Source organism: Falsihalocynthiibacter sp. S25ZX9 (assembly GCF_041205405.1).
Lineage (GTDB): Bacteria > Pseudomonadota > Alphaproteobacteria > Rhodobacterales > Rhodobacteraceae > Falsihalocynthiibacter > Falsihalocynthiibacter arcticus.
On the sequence record NZ_JBGFCD010000001.1, the window covers coordinates 325,095 to 345,681 of the forward strand.

The 20,587-nt window shown below is 53.3% G+C and carries 21 protein-coding genes; 11 read left to right on the plus strand and 10 right to left on the minus strand.

What is annotated here, in order from left to right:
* Positions 1–33: 33 nt before the first annotated feature.
* From AB9F29_RS01565 to AB9F29_RS01585, 5 genes are read left to right on the plus strand one after another with little or no spacing between them, the layout of a single operon-like run.
* Positions 34–654: a VOC family protein gene (locus AB9F29_RS01565; protein ID WP_369754356.1), complete on the plus strand. Its 621-nt coding sequence runs from the start codon at positions 34–36 to the stop codon at positions 652–654.
* Complete coding sequence (locus AB9F29_RS01570) at positions 651–1,136, plus strand: N-acetyltransferase family protein (RefSeq protein WP_369754357.1); 486 nt, start codon at positions 651–653, stop codon at positions 1,134–1,136. The genes AB9F29_RS01565 and AB9F29_RS01570 overlap by 4 nt, the downstream gene beginning before the upstream one ends.
* Positions 1,137–1,174: 38 nt before the next feature.
* Positions 1,175–1,855, plus strand: a complete 681-nt coding sequence (locus AB9F29_RS01575; RefSeq protein ID WP_369754358.1) for a TerB family tellurite resistance protein — start codon at positions 1,175–1,177, stop codon at positions 1,853–1,855.
* A complete protein-coding gene (locus AB9F29_RS01580) occupies positions 1,855–2,865 on the plus strand; it encodes an endonuclease/exonuclease/phosphatase family protein (RefSeq protein WP_369754359.1) in 1,011 nt (336 codons plus the stop codon). Before AB9F29_RS01575 ends, AB9F29_RS01580 begins: the two co-directional genes overlap by 1 nt.
* A gap of 38 nt (positions 2,866–2,903) precedes the next feature.
* The gene (locus AB9F29_RS01585; protein ID WP_369754360.1) at positions 2,904–3,218 is read left to right on the plus strand and encodes a hypothetical protein; all 315 of its coding nucleotides are present in this window, start codon (positions 2,904–2,906) and stop codon (positions 3,216–3,218) included.
* On the opposite strand, the gene AB9F29_RS01590 is transcribed toward AB9F29_RS01585, so the two are convergent.
* From AB9F29_RS01590 to AB9F29_RS01605, 4 genes are read right to left on the minus strand one after another with little or no spacing between them, the layout of a single operon-like run.
* Positions 3,215–4,756: a Ppx/GppA family phosphatase gene (locus tag AB9F29_RS01590; RefSeq protein WP_369754361.1), complete on the minus strand. Its 1,542-nt coding sequence runs from the start codon at positions 4,754–4,756 to the stop codon at positions 3,215–3,217. The two genes, AB9F29_RS01585 and AB9F29_RS01590, sit on opposite strands and share 4 nt — an antisense overlap.
* A gap of 50 nt (positions 4,757–4,806) precedes the next feature.
* The gene (locus tag AB9F29_RS01595) at positions 4,807–6,981 is read right to left on the minus strand and encodes an RNA degradosome polyphosphate kinase (RefSeq protein ID WP_335586265.1); all 2,175 of its coding nucleotides are present in this window, start codon (positions 6,979–6,981) and stop codon (positions 4,807–4,809) included.
* A 39-nt stretch (positions 6,982–7,020) separates the two neighbouring features.
* Entirely contained in the window at positions 7,021–7,713 is a 693-nt protein-coding gene (locus tag AB9F29_RS01600) for a DnaA ATPase domain-containing protein (protein ID WP_335586266.1), read from the minus strand.
* On the minus strand, positions 7,691–8,785 hold the full coding sequence (locus AB9F29_RS01605) for an AI-2E family transporter (protein WP_369754362.1): 1,095 nt from the start codon (positions 8,783–8,785) through the stop codon (positions 7,691–7,693). Before AB9F29_RS01605 ends, AB9F29_RS01600 begins: the two co-directional genes overlap by 23 nt.
* A 175-nt stretch (positions 8,786–8,960) precedes the next feature.
* Between AB9F29_RS01605 and proS the strand changes: the two genes are divergently transcribed.
* The 3 genes from proS (at position 8,961) to AB9F29_RS01620 (ending at position 12,398) form a co-directional block, all read left to right on the plus strand.
* Positions 8,961–10,298, plus strand: a complete 1,338-nt coding sequence (proS, locus tag AB9F29_RS01610; RefSeq protein WP_369754363.1) for a proline--tRNA ligase — start codon at positions 8,961–8,963, stop codon at positions 10,296–10,298.
* Between the two features lie 179 nt (positions 10,299–10,477).
* Positions 10,478–11,725: a lipoprotein-releasing ABC transporter permease subunit gene (locus AB9F29_RS01615; RefSeq protein WP_369754420.1), complete on the plus strand. Its 1,248-nt coding sequence runs from the start codon at positions 10,478–10,480 to the stop codon at positions 11,723–11,725.
* Complete coding sequence (locus AB9F29_RS01620; RefSeq protein WP_369754364.1) at positions 11,718–12,398, plus strand: ABC transporter ATP-binding protein; 681 nt, start codon at positions 11,718–11,720, stop codon at positions 12,396–12,398. The genes AB9F29_RS01615 and AB9F29_RS01620 overlap by 8 nt, the downstream gene beginning before the upstream one ends.
* A 77-nt stretch (positions 12,399–12,475) precedes the next feature.
* On the opposite strand, the gene AB9F29_RS01625 is transcribed toward AB9F29_RS01620, so the two are convergent.
* The 3 genes from AB9F29_RS01625 to AB9F29_RS01635 all read right to left on the minus strand — a co-directional run bounded on the left by AB9F29_RS01625 (position 12,476) and on the right by AB9F29_RS01635 (position 15,891).
* Positions 12,476–13,162 (minus strand): hypothetical protein, encoded by a 687-nt coding sequence (locus AB9F29_RS01625; RefSeq protein WP_369754365.1) that lies wholly within the window; start codon positions 13,160–13,162, stop codon positions 12,476–12,478.
* Between the two features lie 230 nt (positions 13,163–13,392).
* On the minus strand, positions 13,393–15,354 hold the full coding sequence (gene parE, locus AB9F29_RS01630) for a DNA topoisomerase IV subunit B (protein WP_369754366.1): 1,962 nt from the start codon (positions 15,352–15,354) through the stop codon (positions 13,393–13,395).
* Positions 15,355–15,504: 150 nt separating this feature from the next.
* Complete coding sequence (locus tag AB9F29_RS01635) at positions 15,505–15,891, minus strand: DUF1761 domain-containing protein (protein ID WP_335586273.1); 387 nt, start codon at positions 15,889–15,891, stop codon at positions 15,505–15,507.
* A gap of 166 nt (positions 15,892–16,057) precedes the next feature.
* On the opposite strand from AB9F29_RS01635, the gene AB9F29_RS01640 reads away from it, so the two are divergent.
* On the plus strand, positions 16,058–17,413 hold the full coding sequence (locus AB9F29_RS01640; protein WP_335586274.1) for an MATE family efflux transporter: 1,356 nt from the start codon (positions 16,058–16,060) through the stop codon (positions 17,411–17,413).
* A 6-nt stretch (positions 17,414–17,419) separates the two neighbouring features.
* Here the strand turns inward: AB9F29_RS01640 and AB9F29_RS01645 are convergent, their stop codons facing one another.
* Positions 17,420–17,827, minus strand: a complete 408-nt coding sequence (locus AB9F29_RS01645; protein ID WP_039003311.1) for a hypothetical protein — start codon at positions 17,825–17,827, stop codon at positions 17,420–17,422.
* A 31-nt stretch (positions 17,828–17,858) separates the two neighbouring features.
* Entirely contained in the window at positions 17,859–19,076 is a 1,218-nt protein-coding gene (locus AB9F29_RS01650; RefSeq protein ID WP_369754367.1) for a pyridoxal phosphate-dependent aminotransferase, read from the minus strand.
* Positions 19,077–19,153: 77 nt separating this feature from the next.
* Here AB9F29_RS01650 and AB9F29_RS01655 point away from each other — a divergent pair, with 77 nt between their 5' ends.
* Positions 19,154–19,429 (plus strand): succinate dehydrogenase assembly factor 2, encoded by a 276-nt coding sequence (locus AB9F29_RS01655; RefSeq protein WP_335586276.1) that lies wholly within the window; start codon positions 19,154–19,156, stop codon positions 19,427–19,429.
* Positions 19,430–19,519: 90 nt separating this feature from the next.
* Positions 19,520–20,017, plus strand: a complete 498-nt coding sequence (locus AB9F29_RS01660) for a MarR family winged helix-turn-helix transcriptional regulator (protein ID WP_369754368.1) — start codon at positions 19,520–19,522, stop codon at positions 20,015–20,017.
* A 63-nt stretch (positions 20,018–20,080) separates the two neighbouring features.
* On the opposite strand, the gene AB9F29_RS01665 is transcribed toward AB9F29_RS01660, so the two are convergent.
* Positions 20,081–20,509: a VOC family protein gene (locus tag AB9F29_RS01665; RefSeq protein ID WP_369754369.1), complete on the minus strand. Its 429-nt coding sequence runs from the start codon at positions 20,507–20,509 to the stop codon at positions 20,081–20,083.
* Between the last annotated feature and the right edge of the window lie 78 nt (positions 20,510–20,587).

The following is a 20,587-nucleotide window of genomic DNA, read 5'->3' on the forward strand; positions in this document are numbered from 1 at the left end:
AAAGAACACCCCTTTGCCACAGGATTGAAAATTATGCCGCTTGAAATAGATCACTTTGCAATTGCCTGTGAAACCCTTTCACAGGGGGTGGAATATGTGCAAGACACATTGGGAGTTGCGTTGCTCGTGCAAGGGCAACACCCCAAAATGGGAACACACAACCGGCTGCTTTCACTCGGGCCAAATATCTATCTCGAAGTCATTTCGGTAGATCCAAACGCGCCGCGCCCCCCTCATCCGAGGTGGTTCGATCTTGATTCCTTCTCTGGAAATCCGCGCGTCACTAACTGGATCTGCAGAACAAATGACCTAAAAGCCGCCATTGCAAATTCCTCTGAAAATGTTGGGCAGCCGATGGCCTTTGAGCGCGGAAAATACCGGTGGGATATGGCCGTTCCCGCAGATGGAAAGCTTCCGTATGATGGGTGCTTTCCTGCGCTCATTCAATGGCATGGCAACGCCCATCCCGCTTCTGAATTGGCGGATGTGAACTGCCGTTTTTTGTGCGCAACAATTCAACACCCAAATACCACCGAACTCACATCGTCCCTTGAACCTCTTCAGCCACCAAAAGGAATTCGGTTTGTACAGGGTGACATACCGGCCTTCGCAATATCAATTGAAACACCTACCGGCGAGCGCACTCTCAAATGATCCGCATAGCCACTCCACTTGATATCGACACAATTCTAGACATCTGGAATCCGATCATCCGCGACAGCGTTTTTACATTCAACTCCCAGCAAAAGACGCAGGCCGACATGGTTGCCCTCCTGGAACAGAAAGAAAATGCTATGGAGCCGTTTATCGTCTCCGAACTAGACGGAAGGATTTTAGGATTTGCGACGTATGGCCAATTTCGAGGCGGGAACGGGTATAGGTTTACCGTCGAACATACGGTCATCGTTGGCGAGGGGAACTCTGGACTTGGGATTGGACGATCTCTTTTACAAGTTATTGAGAAACATGCGAAAAACAAGGGAATGCATTCAATGATTGCAGGCGTTTCCGCAGATAATACCGCAGCAGTTCTTTTCCACGCAGCTATCGGCTATAGTGAAATCGCGCGTCTTCCTGAAGTTGGGAGAAAGTTTGACCGCTGGTTTGATCTTGTGCTGATGCAAAAGCGCCTATAGCCCTGACATTAATCATTTGATCTGATAGGTTTTTCACTATGTCGATTTGGACCCGTATTGCCGACGCACTATCGGCCCTTTCTAAGGGCGAAAGCCTTTACGAAGTTTTCGATCGGCTGAGCGCCCCTCCTGAACGTAGCGTTGGTTTTACGATCGCAGTGATTGCCTTGGGGGCAAAAATGGCGAAGGCGGACGGACAGGTCACGCGCGACGAAGTTGCGGCTTTTCGCGAAGTTTTCCACATTTCCCCTGAAGACGAAGCAAATGCAGCCCGTGTTTTCAACATGGCGCGGACGGATACCGCTGGTTTTCAGGACTATGCCAAACGCATCCGGCGCATGTTTGGGGCCGACCACACCGCCCTTTGTGACCTCATGGAAGGGTTGTTTTACATTGCTATGGCCGATGGGGAATACCACCCTTTCGAAGATGAATTCCTCGTCGAAGTGGCAAGAATATTTGAGATGGATGACCGTGAGTTCCGCGGATTGAGGGCGCGGTTTGTTCCTGATGCAGAGCCTGACCCTCATGATGTCCTTGGCGTTTCACCCGCAAACTCACAAGCAGAGATTCGAAAAGCTTGGCGCGATTTGGTGCGCGAAACGCACCCAGATCGCATGATCGCACGGGGCGTGCCCGTCGAAGCTGTGAAACTGGCAGAAAAACGCCTGATCGCGATCAACCACGCATGGGAAGAACTAAAAAGGGACGCCGCTTAATGCGCCTTGCGACCTATAATACGGAGTGGTTTTCGGCTCTATTTAGCCGCGACAATAAATTACTTTATGATGAGGAGCCTTCGCGACGATACAAGACATCCCGTCGGGAGCAGATCGAGGCGTTGGGCAAGGTATTTCAGTCTCTGGACGCGGATGCGGTCATGGTTATCGAGGCGCCCGAGACTGACAAGAAACGTTCGACTGTCGCGGCTTTAGAACAATTTTCCACCGATTTTGGCTTGAGAGTCAGCAAATGTGTTTGCGGGTTTTCCAACGATACCCAGCAAGAAATAGCCTTGATGTATGATCCGAGGAAACTCTCTGCCGTTCATGATCCACAGGGGGGCGAGCCGCCTCTCTCTCCCCAGTTTGATCAGGAATTTCACATGGATATCGATGTGGACGGCATGGAAGATTCGATTGTTTTCTCAAAGCCGCCCTTGGAAATAACCCTGACGACACAAAGTGGAGAGAGGCTTCGTCTTATTGGCGTGCACGCCAAATCTAAGGCGCCCTATGGGGCGAAGGATAAAGACGAAGAAATCCGCATTGCGATTGAGAACCGTCGTAAGCAATTGGCGCAATGCATTTGGGTGCGACGCCGCGTTGTTGAGCGATTAGGGTGCGGGCAAGACGTCGTGGTCATGGGCGATTTTAACGACGGTCCCGGTTTGGATGAATATGAAAAACTGTTTGGCCGTTCCGGAGTGGAAGTCGTTTTGGGTGAGGGCGGGAATAACTGCCTTTTTGATCCGCATGCCTCTGCTGGCCTTGCCCAGAAATTTGGCGGGACTCCAACAACATCGCGGTTCTACATCGCCCACGAAAAACGCTATCTTGGTTCCTTGCTTGATTACATAATGGTACCGCAATCGTTACGTGCACGCGCACCTGTTTGGCGGATCTGGCACCCGTTCGATGATCCTAAAATCTATAGTGATCTTCCTTTACGCGAAGCACTCCTAGCAGCGTCTGACCATTTCCCTGTGTCTTTGGACATTGATCTATAACGCTTAAAGAATCAGCAATCATTTGCTAGGGTGGCAACATGAGACATTTTTGTTTTGCCATTGTTGCAGCCTCTTTTGTAGCGTTTCCAAGTGTAGCGGAACCACAGGGAGAACCCGATGGTGCTGACCTATTAGAGCAAGGGTTGCAGCTATTGTTCAAGGAATTGTTGTCGCAAATCGAGCCTGCCTTGAAGAATTTTGAGACCTTTGGCGATGAACTTGGGCCTAAAGTTCAACAGCTCATTGAAATGATTGATGATTTTCGGAACTATGAAGCGCCCGAGAAAATGCCGAACGGCGACATTGTCATCCGCCGTATTCGCCCTCTCAAGGAGGGGGAAATCGAACTTTAACCCTTAGAAAATTCCACGCGGGCGTTGGATTCTAGGGCTGAAGCCAAGGCATTGAAACGCGAAGCCGCTACCTCACCAAACAAGTCCTGATATTCGGGGTCGAGGTGCAGCACCAACTCTTTTTTCTTTGGGTGAAAGCGTAAACTGGCGACCGCATTCAAGTGCTTGGTCCAAAACATAGCCCCAAACCGCATGGCTTTGCCCAAGATCTCGGCATCGGTTTTTTGCTTTGGCGTGAGCATTTCAAACAGGGGGGCAAAGCGTGACGTTTCGCTTTTGTTTTTGTAGCGATGCAGTAGGGCGAGCCCCAAAAATATACGTTCGCGATGTTTTAAACCACCAAGGTTTGCGCGGGTGGTGTTATCAAAACAAACCTCGCCGCGAAAATCCGGATGGGCGCGCCAACTGACATCATGAAGCAAACAGGCAGCCTTAATAAGTCGCTTGGTTTCATCGGGTGCAGATTTGTAGAGCGGCATGATGAAGTCATACAATTCGCGGCCAAACCCAGGGGAACGCGCATCTTTGGCCTCCGCGGATCTGCAGGCTTCGATTAAAGGGTCACGCCGCCGCACCCGTTTTGGCATTTGCTCATAGAGCATTCCTTCGCGGATTCCATAGCTGGAAATAGCGATTTCTTTTGGTTTGAAAGTTTTTAGCAATTGTTTGAGGACTTGGCTCGCGATAGGAACCAGCGCCATACGTTCGGACGATGTATTGGTGCGGCTTGCCAAATCGTCGAGATCGTTTTCGGCAATCCATTTTGCGGTATCGAGTACCGATCTTGGTGTCATTCGATATTCATGGAGGACATGGAGCGGATAGTTGCGCCGCTCCATGTCCAAACGCGCAATCGCACGCCAAGAGCCTCCCACGAGAAATAGCCGCTTATCGGTGATCGGCATCTGATTGTGCAGGTCTTCGATCACAGATTTAATATGGGCCTTCTGGCTTTGTTTCGTCTTGAAACCCATGAGTTTCAAGGGGCCAAGGTCGCTTGAAACACAATAGCCAACTCCGCTGGCTTTCAGTTCCGCAAGCTCCATCGAGGAGCCGCCAATGTCACACACCAGCCCTTTTGCTTCGGGCCAGCCGAGCAGGACGCCCTGTGCCGAAAGGCGTGCTTCTTCTTTTCCGTCGATGACAAATAGGCGGAGGCCAGTTTCCCGAGTTATCTCCTCCCGAAACTCAGGGCCGTCCTCCGCCTCTCGCACCGCGGCCGTGGCGACGGCTGTCAACGGTGCGATGTTCATCCCCTCTGCAAGGCGCTGGAAACGCTTGATTGCAGCGAGGGCACGTTTGCGTCCTTCGGGATTTAGGCGGCCGGTTTCGCCGAGCCCGGCCCCAAGGCCACACATAATTTTTTCGTTGTAGAAGTAGGCAGGGCTGCGCGCCGCACCGTCAAATACAACAAGGCGAACTGAGTTTGACCCAACATCAACCACCCCTACACGCCTTAGCGCATGCGCAGAGGGGGACTCGAAAAGTGGTCGTCCAAATGGGCCCCAGAGATCTTCGGCCAAATCGACGTCACTCATGTGTGTCTCCTTCAATTCTTAGGCACCTTGCCTTGAGAATATGCATATTGTCAATCTTTGGAATGCGCCAATTCTGGCACATCCGCCGCCCCAGCTTTGCCCCTGCCTGAAAGCGAGGGGTTCTCCATAAAGAAGCGGTGACAGTTGAAGGATATCCCGCCTCCTTCATGGGGTGGACGAGTGTAGGACCCATCGGGTGCCAATATCCAACTCTGCGCCACATCCGCCATATTCGCGGCCATGATTTGGCTCACAATCTGGGCCTTTACTGTCGCGTTAGTGATTTGAACCAGAGTTTCAACGCGCCGCACAAGGTTGCGTCCCATCCAATCCGCGGAGGAGATATAGACTTCGGCTTTTTTGCTGGGGAGGCCGTGGCCATTCCCAAAACAAACAATTCGAGAATGCTCCAAAAAACGACCGACAATAGATTTCACCCGAATATTCTCGGACAACCCTTTGATTCCTGGGCGTAATCCACAGATTCCGCGCACAACAAGACTAATCTTCACGCCCGCTTGTGAGGCGGCATAAAGCGCGTCAATGACGTCCGGATCAACCACCGAGTTCATCTTGGCCCAAATTTCCCCTGTTTTGCCCTCTTGCGCGAATTTCGCTTCACGGGCGATTTTTTCAAGCAGCGTGGATTTTAGGGAAAGCGGAGAGATCGAAAGGTTTTCCAACCCGACAGGTTGCGCGTATCCGGAAAGGTAATTGAAGACTTTTGTTGCGTCACTTCCGAGCGCACGGTCGCAGGTGAAAAACGACAAATCCGTGTAAATTCGGGCCGTAATCGGATGATAGTTGCCAGTGCCATAATGCGTATAGGTGACAAGCTGGTCGCCTTCACGCCGCACAACAATGCTGATTTTCGCGTGGGTTTTATAGTTGATGAAACCATATACAACATGGGCTCCTGCGCGCTCTAGGCGGCGAGATTGGCGGATGTTTGCGGCTTCGTCAAAGCGGGCTTTTAGCTCGACAAAGGCAGTGACGGATTTCCCCATATCGGCCGCTTCGCAGAGCGCTTCAACGATTGGGGATTCGCGGCTTGTGCGATAGAGGGTTTGTTTTATGGCCACAACATCAGGATCGCGGGCGGCTTGATCAAGGAAGCGCACGACCATGTCGAAGGTTTCGTAAGGGTGATGCAGGAGCATGTCTTTTTGACGGATCGCCGCAAACATATTGCCGTCATGGTCCTGAACGCGTTCGGGAACACGCGGCGTGAAGCTTGGCCACAAGAGGTCTGGGCGCTCGTCGATCACCAGCTCCGCGAGGTCGGACGCCCCCAAAAGCCCCTCTGTTTCAACGACTTCGTCATAGGAAACATGAAGCTCGTCGGCGATGAGTTTGCTCAGGGCCTTTGGTGCACCGTTCGAGATTTTAAGGCGAATCACCTCACCTCTGCGGCGCCTTTTCAGAGCCACTTCAAACTCGCGGACCAAGTCTTCGGCCTCGTCTTCGACCTCTAGGTCGCTGTCACGCAGGACACGGAAAACACAACTTCCTTTGGCCATGTATCCGGGGAACAGGCTGTCTAAATGTAAGAGGAGCAGCTCCTCCATGGGTAGAAAACGATATTGCCCGTCTTCACTTGGCAGGGAGATAAACCGTTTGATTTGGGCTGGTACAGGCAAGAGTGCTTTGAGGGTCCGACCATTTTCTTTGCTTTCAAGTTGCAGCGCAAGCGAGAATCCCGTGTTCGCAATGAAAGGGAACGGGTGCGCGGGATCGATGGCGAGTGGCGAAAGAACAGGAAAAACCTGATCGATAAAATAGACCTTTAGGTATTTCTTGTCCTCAGCAGAAAGCTCGCTGTTTTTGAGAACCAAAATGCCTTCCTGTGCCATCTCACTTTGGAGAGAAATCCACGTTTCCTGTTGTTTGTTCAACAACTCACGCGCGTCTTTGTGAATCAAAACCAGTTGATCCGCAGGGCTGCGTCCATCAGCGGCGGGGGTGGTGTTGCCAGCAAGGGCCAATTCGCGCAGACCGGCGACACGTACCGTGTAAAATTCGTCGAGGTTCGTTGCCGAAATCGATAGAAATCTGAGCCGCTCAAGGAGGGGAACATTGGGGTTCTCAGCTTCTTCAAGGACACGCCAATTGAACGCGAGCCACGACAGCTCCCGATTGAAAAAACGGCGAGGACCCATAAAATCTTGCGGATCTAGGGGAACGGGCGCGGGAAAGGGCGCGGTTAAGAAATCACATTCATTCATACGGACGACCTAAGGGAGTTTTATGACGCTATGATGAAGTTATGCGCCAGTTGTGTGGTTTTTGTCCAGAACATCCAACACTTTGGCGACCAGTGGGCGAGTGATCGCGCGCTTTTCAGAAAGGGCGGTTTGGTCGAGGGCGACACACAACTCACCAATAAACCCGAGCGAGCGTGGGATACGTTTGATGATATAGTCGACGACCTCGGGGGCGACGTGCAATTGGCGATCGTTGAAATGCTTGAGCAAGACTACCGTGAGGAGCATGTCGTCGGGAGCTTGAAGTTGCACGACAGCCGTCCCCTCCATCCGGCTTTTGAGGTCAGGTAGGGCGATATTCCAACGGCTTGGAGCGGTGCGCGCCGTGAGTAACAGGAAATGTCCATTCGCAAGGATTAGGTTGTGCAGATGAAACAACAGGGTTTCGCGTTCGCCATCTTGAGCGATCTGATCTGCGTCCTCAAATGCAAGGGGGGCCTGTGCGAGTTGCTCGATGTTTGAGGCCTCCAGATCGCACGCCTGAAGGATTTGTGCCTGCGTTTGCTCCGCCCAAACGTGAACCAAATGGGTTTTCCCAGATCCTATTTCACCACACAACACGATCTTGCCCAAGGGCCAATCTGTTGGCGCACTTAGGGTCTCCAGAGCATGGGCGTTGGAGGGGGAAACGAAGAAATCTTCGCGGCCAAGGGCCGTCCTTACCGGAAGGTTAAGTGTCAGCTGTCGGGGCATTTTCAGGCTCTTTATTGGATATTTCAGTGCCTTGGTACAGATAGCTTTGGGTGTACCCTTTGATCCCAAATCGCGTCACGACCCCGATTGAGGCAGCAACAGGAACGGCGATAAGCATACCGACAAATCCAAACAAAGTGCCAAAAACAGAAAGCGCAAAGATGAGCCAGACGGGGTGTAGGCCCACCGAGGAGCCGACCAATTTGGGTGTGAGGATATTGCCCTCCACGACCTGACCTATCGCAAAGATGATCGCGACAGTGGCGATGGAGCCCCATTCGCCCCAAAACTGAAAGAGCGCCAAACCAATAGCCAAGCCACCGCCGACAAGCGCGCCAACATAGGGAATAAAGGTGAGCATTCCAGCGACGGAACCAGCCACAAGGCCAAATTGCAATCCCGCAAGCATCAAAGCAATGGCGTAATACGTTCCTAAAATGAGGCACACCGTGCCTTGGCCGCGAATGAAGCTCGCGAGCGTCCTGTCGATTTCGCTGGCCAAATGACGAATGGTTGGTGCGTGGTCACGTGGCAAAAGCGCGTCGATTTTTGCGGTCATATTGTCCCAATCAAGGAGCAAATAAAACGCAACGACGGGCACCAAAACCAAAAGCACAATGATGTTCACCAAAGAGAGCGCCGAGGCAAAAGCGCCCTCAATCAACGCGCCACCCTTGGATTTCACGGCTTCGCTCAGGGAGTTGAGCGATTGGCGGATCGTACTTTCACTATTGGCAATATCGGGGAACTTGTTGGTTATGAAATCTCGGATATTGTTGAAATACTCGGGGACTTTACCAATGAGTTCACTGATTTGGATAACTAAAGTCGGAATAATGAGGAGCGCCATCACCACAAAGACAAGAAGAGACAAGAGGGTAATAATCGCTGTTGCAATGACTCTCGAACAACCTAATCTTTCAAGTCGATCCGCAACCGGATCAAGGAAATACGCAATCGCCCCCCCTAAGAGAAATGGCAGCAGCACATTCCCAAGGGACCAAAGAACGACGAGAAAAACCGCCAAAGCGATGGACCAATACTTGAACTGTTGAGAACTCGAGAGCGCCATTGGAAATCCTTTGTGTTTCGCCCTATGTTGCGCATTGCCCCAATGGTTTCAAGTGTTTCAGACCTTTTAACGATATTGCATGGCAATTACACTGTGGATCACCTTGCCCCATTGAACGTGTGCGCGGTTTGGCATAGAGGATTAAAGACCGAAAATTTGCCAAAAGGGCCTACACATGCGTCTTTCTCGTTACTTTATGCCCGTCCTCAAAGAGACTCCCGCCGAGGCACAAATCGTGAGCCACCGCTTTATGCTGCGTGCGGGGATGATCAAGCAAACGGCCGCTGGGATTTACAGCTGGCTGCCTCTCGGCCTCAAAGTTCTGCGCAATATCGAAAATATCGTGCACGAAGAGCAGGCAAAAGCAGGTCACATTCCGATTCTTATGAGCACTCTTCAACCCGCAGATTTGTGGCGTGAAAGTGGGCGCTATGATGATTACGGCGAAGAGATGCTGCGCGTTCAGGATCGCCACGGGCGGGACATGCTTTATGGTCCCACGAATGAGGAAGCTGTCACGGATATTTTCCGCAGCCATGTCAATAGTTACAAAGACTTACCCCTCACACTCTATCAAATTCAGTGGAAGTTCCGGGACGAAATTCGCCCCCGTTTCGGGGTGATGCGGGGACGCGAGTTCCTCATGAAAGACGGGTACACGTTCGATTTGAGCAAAGAAGATGCGTTGCACGCCTATAACCGTCATCTTGTGAGTTACTTGCGCAGCTACGAGCGCATGGGCCTCAAAGCCATCCCGATGCGCGCCGACGGCGGGCCGATTGGCGGCGATTACACCCATGAGTTCCTCGTTCTGGCAGACACTGGCGAGAGCGAAGTTTTCTATGACAGCGAGGTTACCGATCTGTCGTTCGGGGATCGCGAAGTTGATTTCGACAATGTGGCCGAATGCGAAGCCGTATTGCAGGAATTCACTTCGCGGTACGCCCGCACCGATGAAACCCACGATGCAGACCTATTCAACTCGGTTCCTGAGGAGCGCCGCCGCACTGCACGGGGCATCGAAGTGGGGCAGATTTTCTACTTCGGTACCAAATACTCCGAGAGCATGGGCGCGACAGTTGTCAACGCGGATCAAAAGCAAGTGCCCGTCCATATGGGCAGTCACGGAATTGGCGTGAGCCGTCTTTTGGGCGCGATCATTGAGGCAAGTCATGACGATAAAGGCATCATCTGGCCGGAAGGCGTGACGCCATTCCATGTTGGTATTGTGAACCTCAAACAGGGCGATGACGAAGCTGATGCAGCCTGTGAAGCGCTTTATAAGGCCTTTGTTAAAGCAGGTCTCGATCCACTCTATGATGATCGCAAAGAGCGCGCTGGCGGAAAATTTGCGACAATGGATCTTATCGGTCTGCCTTGGCGGATTACGGTTGGGCCGCGCGGCTTGAAAAATGGTGTTGTGGAACTGACCAGCCGTAAAACCGGTGAAAGCGAAGAAGTCACTCCAGAAGAAGCTATCGCGCGCGTTATCGCGATTTACGCGGCACTTTAAGCGACGATACAGAAGCGCCCCACCGCTCAGGGCGTTTCACATTTGCGGCAATTTCAAGCCGGATATCGCCGAAATTTTGTTTAAACTTGACGGTTTGCAACCTTCCGCCCAAAGTCTGCCCAATCAACAAGGAGCTGCCCGTGGTGCACCAAACTGCCCCCTTTTCCCGTTTTGAATGGATGATCGCTTGGCGCTATTTGCGGGCACGCCGTTCAGACGGTGGCGTCAGTGTAATGACGTGGATCAGCCTTGTCGGCATTTTGCTCGCCGTCGCCGCTCTCATTATCACAATGGCGGTTCGGGCAGGGTTCCGCGCCGAATTCGTTGATACGATCCTTGGGTCAAACGCGCATGTGACCGTCTATAATTCAGAAGAAATCAACGATCTGGGGCAATCCAGTCGCGTAATGCCCGATTATGCCGCGCGTGCCGAAGCCATTGCAAAGGTTCCAGGTGTGACGCGCGTTGCGCCGTTGGTGCGGGGCAATGTTATGGCCAATAGTGGCGATCAAAATACGGGTGCGCAGGTTTTCGGGATTACGGCTGAGGATTTCGCGGGAATTCCTCGTATTGCCAATCCTGAAACATCGATTGGGGACATTGCGCGATTTGACGAGGGGATCGCGATTGGGCGTGAGATGGCCCGTACTTTGAACCTCGATGTTGGCGATGCAATCACGTTGATTTCGCCCAATGGGGTAAAAACGGCCTTTGGGACCAGTCCTCGGGTGAATGTTTACGAGGTCGTCTATATTTTCTCTGCAGGGCGTTATGACATTGATAACGTTCGCGTTTATCTTCCGTTTGAGGAGGCGCAGAGCTTCTTTAATCGCGAAGGTGTAGCGGATGAATTGGAGGTCATGGTGGCTGATCCTGAGGGCGTGGATGACATGACGCCTGCGCTGTTGGCGGCGGGCGGGGAGCGGACGTTGTTGTGGTCTTGGCGTGATCGGTCGGGCGGGTTTTTACGGGCCTTGGCGATTGAAGACACGGTGATGTTTGTGTTGATGGCGGTGTTGGTTTTGATTGCGAGCCTGAATATTGTGTCGGGCTTGGTGATGCTGGTGAAGAATAAGGGGCGCGATATTGGCATCCTGAGGACCATGGGATTGACCGAAGGGTCTGTGATGCGAATATTCCTTATTTGCGGGGCTTTAGTCGGTGTTATTGGAACGATTTTGGGGGTCATTATTGGGTGTTTATTCGCGCTTTATTTCGACCAAATTTTGGCCTTTGTGAATGGCGCTTCGGGGGGGGATGTTTGGGATGCTTCGGTGCGGGGGATCTATAAATTGCCAGCGAAATTGATGTGGCAGGATGTGGTGAAGGCGGTGTCGTTATCGCTTCTACTGTCTTGTATTGTAACGATTTTTCCGGCTCGTCGGGCGGCGCGGATGAACCCTGTGGAGGCGTTGCGGTATGAGTGATGTTTTGGAGCTGATTGGGATTGAGAAATCTTATCATACGGGCAAGCCAAATCAGATCACGGTGTTGTCTGGGGCGGACCTTAGGATTACGCGGGGCGAGGTTGTTGCGTTGGTGGCGCCTTCGGGGGCTGGGAAGTCGACTTTGCTGCATATTGCGGGTCTTTTGGACAGTGCGAATGCGGGGGTTATTCGGATTGCGGGGCAGGACGTGGCGGGGCTTTCGGAGCGGCGTCGGACGGGGATTCGGCGGGCCGAGGTTGGGTTTGTTTATCAATTCCATCACTTGCTGCCTGAGTTCTCGGCGTTGGAGAATATTGTTTTGCCTCAGTTGGTTAACGGGGTCTCGCAGGGGGCTGCGGAGGCGCGGGCGCGGGGGCTTTTGGAGAGTGTGGGCCTTCAGGATCGTGCGGGGCATCGTCCGGCGGAGTTGTCGGGCGGGGAGCAGCAGCGGGTTGCGTTTTGTCGTGCTTTGGCGAATTCTCCGAAGCTTTTGCTGGCGGATGAACCGACGGGGAATTTGGACCCTGAAACGGCGGAAGTTGTGTTTGAAGCCCTGATGAATCTGGCCCGAAACGAGGGATTATCGGCGGTGATTGCGACCCATAATCCCGAGCTTGCGGTTCGGATGGACCGCATTGTGCGGCTGGAATCTGGGGTTTTAAAGCAGGGGTAAGATTTGCATATGTTTTTCATATGAATTGCATATGATTTTATTTGTGAATTTCCTTGGACGGAATAATGGCGTTCTTGCTACTCGGATTTTTGGAACACATAAAAGTCCGCAAACGATGTATTTTCCTGATCGTCAGGATTAAATGGATATTGATTTGGGATTTGTGCCGCCAGTGAGAAAGTTGGCGCGTTTGTCGAAACCCAATCGGTAAACTTGCGGTGCCTCACATGTTGTGCGACAGCCTGCTCGTCTTTATTCGAACTGTAAATAATCACAAATCGTTCGGCGGCGTCGAATAAATTTTCCATATAGGTATCAAAAGCTTCATCTTCTACTAGGTGGTAAATGACGTCGAGAGACAAGGACAATTCGGCCCTTCGACCCTCATAGTTTTGAAGGGTCAAAAATGTTTTTGACTGATCTTGGCTGAACTGTTCTCTGCACGCAACAACAGCTGTTTCTGAGACATCGACGCCAGTGTAGGTGGGGTAAGATGCCAAGGAAAGTTGGCTTCCATCGCCCGGTCCAAACTCGATTACGTTTATGACAGAGTTCGTGGCTACAAATTCGTTAAGAACGTTCGCCTTAAATTTTGCGAGGCGGCCATAGCTGCCTGCACCTGAAGTTCCTCCCTTCAAATAACGTTCTTCCCAGTAACTGCCAGACGTTTTGAACTCCACCCTAGCTTCCCGTCGTAAAACGGCACGCGCGACTCCCTCAAGGGGTGTATTAATAATTAGTCTTTTAATTAGTTTTTTGATCACAGTTACAGGTCCTTAAAAAAAAGCAATTCTTACGCTAAAGCGTTTGCCCCTCCATGGCTTATTTCCAAAATGGCATTGGCGGCCGAAAAGGCGTTCAGCTTTTGAAGCAACAGTCGTTTATTTAGGGTGTCGTTGCGCGTGTTGCGGCAATGCACCCTTTTAAATGCGTTTCGCAGGGCTATTTACTCGATGGTGCCTTTTACCTGATCCGGCCCCAGCCACTAGCTCCCCTAGACATCCAGCTCCTCAACGAACCGTGCATTTTCCTGAATATACTGGAACCTCATTTCGGGTTTTTTGCCCATCAGACGTTCGACAAGATCGGCGGTTTCGCCGGGTTCGTCTTCGTCTATGGTGACGCGAATGAGTTTGCGGGTGAGGGGGTTCATTGTGGTGTCTTTTAGGTCTTTTGCGTCCATCTCGCCGAGGCCCTTAAAGCGGGAGATTTTGATTTGGCCTTTGCCGCCGATACCTTTTTCAAGGGCGGCGTTTTTCTCGGCTTCGTCGAGGCAATAGAGGCGCTCGGAACCTTGGACGATGCGGAACAAGGGCGGGCAGGCGAGGTAGAGGTGGCCTGCGTCGATCATCGGGCGCATTTGGGTGAAGAAAAACGTCATCAGGAGGGCGGCGATATGGGCGCCGTCGACGTCCGCATCGGTCATGATGATGATTTTTTCATAGCGCAGATCGTCGAGGTTGAATTTGGTACCAAGGCCGACGCCGAGGGCTTGGGCGAGGTCGCTGATTTCGGCGTTGGTGCCGATTTTATTGGAGGCCGCGCCAAGGACGTTGAGGATTTTACCCTTGAGGGGCAGGAGGGCTTGGGTTTTGCGATTGCGCGCCATTTTGGCGGAGCCACCCGCAGAGTCCCCTTCCACGATGAAAAGCTCGGTGCCTTCGCGGGAGTTGGAGGAACAGTCGGTGAGTTTACCGGGGAGGCGGAGTTTTTTGGTGGCGGTTTTGCGCTGGGTCTCTTTTTCCTGACGGCGCAGGAGGCGTTCTTCGGCGCGCAGGACGAGGTAGTCGAGGATGGCTCCTGCGGCTTTGGTGTCGTTGGCGAGCCAGTTATCGAAGTGATCGCGGACCGAGTTTTCGACCATTTTATGGGCGGCTTCGGTTGAGAGGCGGTCTTTGGTTTGGCCGACGAATTGCGGGTCACGGATAAAGCAGGAGACGAGGGCGCAGGCACCCGACATCAGGTCTTCACGGGTGATTTGCGCGGCCTTTTTGTTGTTCACCAGTTCTCCGTAAGCGCGAATGCCTTTGAGGAGGGCGGCCCAGAAACCGGCGACGTGGGTGCCGCCTTCGGGGGTTGGGACGGTGTTGGTGTAGGATTGGATGAAGCCGTCGCGGGCGGGGGTCCAGTTGACGGCCCATTCCACGGAGCCGGGGACGCCGAATTTTTCTTGGAACGAGACTTTACCCGCGAAGGGCGCGTCGGCGTAGGTGGAGGAGGCGCCGAGGGTTTCGTTGAGGTAATCCGCGAGGCCGCCGGGGAAGTGGAAGGTGGCCTCTAGCGGGGTTTCGCCATCGTCGACTTCGGATTTCCAACGGATTTCGACGCCAGAGAAGAGGTAGGCTTTGGAGCGGGCCATTTGGAACAGGCGTTTGGGTTTGAACTTTTGGCTGCCGAAGATGTCGGCGTCGGGGTGGAAGGTGACGGAGGTGCCGCGGCGATTGGGGGCGGCACCGATTTTCTGGATCGGGCCTTGGGGGACGCCGCGCGAGAATTCCATCGCGAAGAGTTCGCGGTTTTTGGCGACTTCGACGCGCAGGTGGTCGGAGAGGGCGTTGACCACAGAGGAGCCAACCCCGTGCAGGCCGCCCGAGGTCTCATAGGCGTCGCCGCCGAATTTGCCGCCCGCGTTGAGGGTACAGAAGATGATTTCGAGGGCGGTTTTTGTGGGGTCTTTTGGGTGCGGATCGATGGGGATGCCACGGCCGTTGTCGCGGATGGTAACCGAGTGGTCGGCGTGGAGTTCGACCTCGATGCGGGTGGCGTGGCCCGCGACCGCTTCGTCCATGGAGTTGTCAACGATTTCGGCGACGAGGTGGTGGAAGGCGCGCTCGTCGATGCCACCAATATACATGCCAGGGCGCAGGCGCACGTGCTCCATATCCTCAAGGATTTGGATGGAAGAGGCGTCGTATTCTTTTTCAGGAACGGTGCCAGAAAGAAGGTCGTTTGCCATGATGCGCTGCTCATTTTTGATTTTGGTTGCTGGCTATTGTGACATTGGGATGCGGAGCAAGCAAGCGGTAGCGCGGTGATTTTGTACAAACGGGCCTTCATTTATGGCAAGCGTGTCTGTTGGCCTCCCCGCGAAGGGGAAGCCGCGCGTTTAGAAGATGCCGTTACAGATAACCATGATGACAAGCGCGACCAGCCAGTAGCCAGCGTTCACTTTGCGGGCGTAGTCGGAGTGTTGCGCGAAGGCACCGTTGGCATAGCCCATCACGGTGAAGGCGAGAGTTGCGAGGATGACAGTGAGGAGGTGGTTGGAGGCTGCTGTGACGGCAACAAACCAACTCATGAGAAAGAGGCCGAGGGCTTGGCTGATCATCGCGACTTTGGGCATTTCCGATGAATCCCCTAATTTAACGCCAACACCTTCAGCCCATTTGACGCCAAAGAGTTTGGGGGAGTACCAAAGCCAGCCAACAACAAAGGATACAATTGCCCCGACAAAAACGGCGGCCCAACTTACGCCCGAAAAGATTTCCTGCATTTTTGCTCCTGTTTTTATGTATGCATTTGTTACGCGTGGCGAAATTGTGCCACAAAATGTCGAAAACGCATAAAGTATTCGCAAGTTCGCCCTATGGTGACGTGAGGGTGGAATTTTACACCTCTCCATTCTTGTATTGCTCAGAAAACAGGCGTAAGCGAAATTCATGCTTAAAGAAATGTCATACGGCGCGCATATGCGTGCAATCGTCGTCCTTGGTTTGCCCCTCATTGGTAGTCAACTTGCGCAGTTTGCGGTCCATATGACCGACACGCTGATGCTGGGGTGGTATTCCGTGGATGCGCTGGCGGCGGGTGTTTTGGGCACGTCGTTTGCGTTTATTCTGTTCATTCTGGGCAGTGGTTTCGCGGGGGCGGTTGTGCCCCTCGTGGCGGCCGCAGATTCGCAGGGTGATCCGGTGCAAATTCGCCGTGTCACCCGTATGGGCATGTGGGCGGTCGGGTTTTTCTCGGTCGTTGTGATGATTCCGATGATTTATTCCGCGCCGATTTTGATTGCGGCGGGGCAGGACCCCGAGCTTTCACTTGCGGCGCAATCCTACTTGCGCATCTCGGCACCGGGGATGTTGCTCGCGCTTTTGGCGACGGTTTTGCGGATGTATCTTTCGGCGCTGGAACGGGCGAACGCGGTTTTCTATGCGTCGCTGGCGGCCGTGGGTTTGAACATCGTGATGAATTACGCGTTCATTTTCGGCAACTTAGGCGCGCCAGAGTTGGGAATTCGCGGGGCGGCGATTGCCTCCCTTGGGGTGAACGCGCTTTTGCTGATTTATATGGGGCTTTATGCGATCCGCAAATTGCCCGAGCATGAATTGTTCGTGCGGTTTTGGCGGCCCGATTGGGAAGCTTTTCGCGAAGTTGTGCGCCTTGGGACGCCGATTGGCATCACCAGTCTGGCGGAGGTCGGCTTGTTTAACCTTGCGACTTTGATGATCGGTTGGTTGGGGACGATTCAACTGGCGGCACACGGGATTGCGCTTCAGATGGCGGGGGCGGTTTTCATGGTGCATCTTGGCCTGTCAGCCGCGGCGACGATCCGTGCTGGCCGTGCTTACGGCATCCGTGATGAAGCGCATTTGCGCCGTGGCGCGCTGGTGGCGACGCTGGCCTCGTTTATTCTGTCGCTGTTTGGGGTAGCGCTTTTTGTGCTGTACCCAGAGTTTTTGGTCGGGGCTTTTATTGCGCCTGACGATCCTCTGCGCGGTGAAATCATCGTTATGGGCACGGGTCTGTTGCTACTGGCGGGGATTTTTCAGGTGGCGGACAGTTTGCAAGTGATGTCGCTTGGCTTGCTGCGGGGTCTTCAGGACGCGCGGATTCCGATGTGGATCGCGGTTTTGTCCTACTGGGGATTGGGCGCGCCCGCGAGCTATTATTTGGGCACTGTCATGGGCTATGGCGCGCAGGGCGTTTGGGGCGGTCTTGTGATCGGCCTGTCGGCGGCGGCAGTATTGTTGACGATGCGGTTTTGGATGCGGTCGGTGAAAATCGGGCAAGCCTAGAAGCTGTTAGCCGCGCCCTTTTAGGATGCGATCGGCCTTTTTGCGCACCAAAACCGTGCGCAGATCATGCATCGCAAGCAAGAGCGTATCGGTGATATCGTCGAGATTCTCATCCGTTGCTTTGCTCTGAACCCATTGCGTGGTGATGTTGAGGTAATCCACCGCGCGGTGGATATCATCGATATCGCGTTGCGCCAGTAGGCTGCGCCGATCCGAGAGCCATTGGGTGATCGCGGCCTTCTCGGGGTCCGACAAAGGCCGATCCCCGTGGGGTTTTATCTCGCCATTGCGCACGTTAACCACGGCGATTTGATCCATCTCGATGCGCCGCTGGCGGTTTTCCGTATCAACACGAAAAACCGCAGCCCCGTTTTCACGGATTCGAAAGTAAAACTCGGGCAGCTCACCAGCCATTTAGATATCCTTCACTCGTCAAATTGCCCCGTTAAGAGAGCGCCGCGCAGAATGTTTGGATGCGCGTGCAGGCCTCTATAAGGTTCGTGTCGGAAGTAGCGTAGCTGACACGGAAGTTGGGCGATAGTCCGAAGGCCGCGCCAAACACCACCGCAACGCCCGTTTCTTCGAGAAGAGCGGTTGCGAAGACTTGATCGTCGGTGATTTTGGTGCCAGCGGGGGTGGTTTTGCCAAGGCAACCCGCGATGTTGGGGTAGACATAAAACGCGCCATCGGGTGTGGGGCAGGTGATGCCCGTCGCGGAATTGAGCATTTCCACAACAAGGTTACGGCGGCGCAGGAAGGTCGCGTTATTCACCGCGAGGAAGTCTTGCGGACCGTTGAGCGCCTCGACCGCCGCCCATTGGGACACCGAGCAGGGGTTGGAGGTTGATTGGCTCTGGATTTTGCGCATGGCCGCGATCAAGGGTTGTGGCCCCGCCGCATAGCCAATCCGCCAACCGGTCATCGCGTAGGCTTTGGACACGCCGTTGCAGGTGAGGGTGCGCGCGTAAAGTTTGGGTTCAACCTCGGCGGGTGTAGCGAATTTGAAGTCGTCAAACACGAGGTGCTCATACATGTCGTCGGTCATCACCCAAACATGAGGATGGCGCAGGAGGACATCGGTGAGGCCTTTGAGTTCGGCGGCGGTATAGCCCGCGCCCGTGGGGTTGGACGGCGAGTTAAAGATCAGCCATTTGGTTTTCGGGGTGATCGCGGCTTCGAGCTGTGCGGGTGTCATTTTGAAGCCCGTTTCGATGCCCGCTTCCACAGCGACAGGGGTGCCGCCAGCGAGCAGCACCATGTCGGGATAGGAGACCCAATAAGGTGCTGGAATGATGACTTCGTCGCCTGCGTTCATCGTTGCCATCAGGGCATTATAGAGGATTTGCTTGCCGCCCGTGCCCACGGTAACCTGTGCGTTGACATAAGAGAGGTTGTTGTCGCGCTTGAGTTTGGCACAGATCGCGGATTTGAGTTCAGCAATGCCATCCACGGCGGTATATTTGGTTTTGCCAGCGGTAATCGCCGCGATCCCTGCGTCTTTGATGTTCTGGGGGGTATCAAAATCGGGCTCACCGGCGCCAAGCCCGATCACGTCCTTGCCAGCGGCCTTGAGTTCGGCGGCGAGGTTGGACACGGCAATCGTGGGGGAAGGTTTGACGCGCGCAAGAGTTTTGGAAAGAAAATCATCAGGAATGCTGGACATGGGAGGCTCCGGTTTGTATCTGCCGGAACCATGTCTTAGGCTCACATCGATGCGCTGACAAGCAAAAGGACGGGTAGATGAACCAAGAAATCCTGAATGAGACTCCGGAGAATCGGATCAAACGGATGCAAATGCGCAGCTGGCGGCGCGGCATCAAAGAGATGGATATGATTCTCGGCCCCTTCTCAGACACCGAATTGGTGGGGATGGATGCGGCGACACTCGATATCTATGACGCGCTTTTGTGGGAAAATGATCAGGAACTTTACACGTGGGTGAATGGCACAAAGCCAACGCCAGAACGGTTTTCGGCGATTATCACGACAGTTTGTGCGCACGCTTTCAAAAAATAAGTCAAAAATTTTCAGATCAATTTCTATGATTTAACCGAATGTTCGGTTTTTGCCGCGAATGTCGTTTCAAAGATAAACGCGGAGAGATTTATGAGTATGCATTCCAAGCTGGCGGTACCAACCGTTCAGGGATTTATGACCGGATACCTAGAGGCATTGGCCCTTGTGGAGCGGCTTCACCGACTACTCCTTGACGTGATCAAGGACGAATTTGAGCGCGTGGGCGTGCTTGAGATTAATGCGGTTCAGGCGCTGTTGTTGTTTAACATCGGCGAGAACGAGGTTACCGCAGGGGAGTTGAAAACCCGCGGATATTATCAGGGTTCCAATGTTTCGTATAACCTGAAAAAACTGGTTGAAATGGGCTATATGCACCATCAACGCTGTGAAATTGATCGTCGTTCCGTGCGGGTGCGCCTTACGGAAAAGGGGCGGCATATTCGCGATGTTGTGAATGATTTATTTATGCGACACGCGGACGGGCTTGAGTCCAAGGGGGTTCTCGGCGCGGATGGCATTGAGGAAATCAATGTGTCCCTGCGCCGTGTCGAACGGTACTGGACCGATCAAATCCGCTATATTTATTAAGAATTTATGCAGCGCTGTGAAGGGCCCGAAGCACAATGCGCCTCGGGCCTTTTGCACGAATATCTACCAGTGGCCGGTGTTTTCCATGCTCGCCCAAGGTTCAGCGGCGGCGAGGTTCGCGCCTTTTTGCAACAATTCGATCGAGATATTGTCGGGGGAGCGTACAAAAGCCATATGCCCGTCACGGGGAGGGCGATTGATGACGACGCCCGCATCCTTCAATGTTTGGCAGGTGGCATAGATGTCGTCTACTTCATAGGCCAAGTGGCCAAAGTGACGGCCATCACTTGGAAGATCATCGTCGCCATCCCAGTTATAAGTAAGTTCTACTGGGCATTCTTCTTGACCCTCGGCTGCCATGAAAATAAGGGAAAAACGCCCTTTTTCACTATCATAACGCTTGGTCTCTTTGAGGCCAAGGAGCGCAAAGAACGCCATCGATGCCTCGAGGTCTTTGACACGCACCATCGTGTGAAGATATTTAATACCCATTACAGAAATCCTTTGTTGATTTGTGCATAGAGTGCCCTCAAACGCACCGAAGGTTCAAGGGTTGTAAGGGGCGGGTCG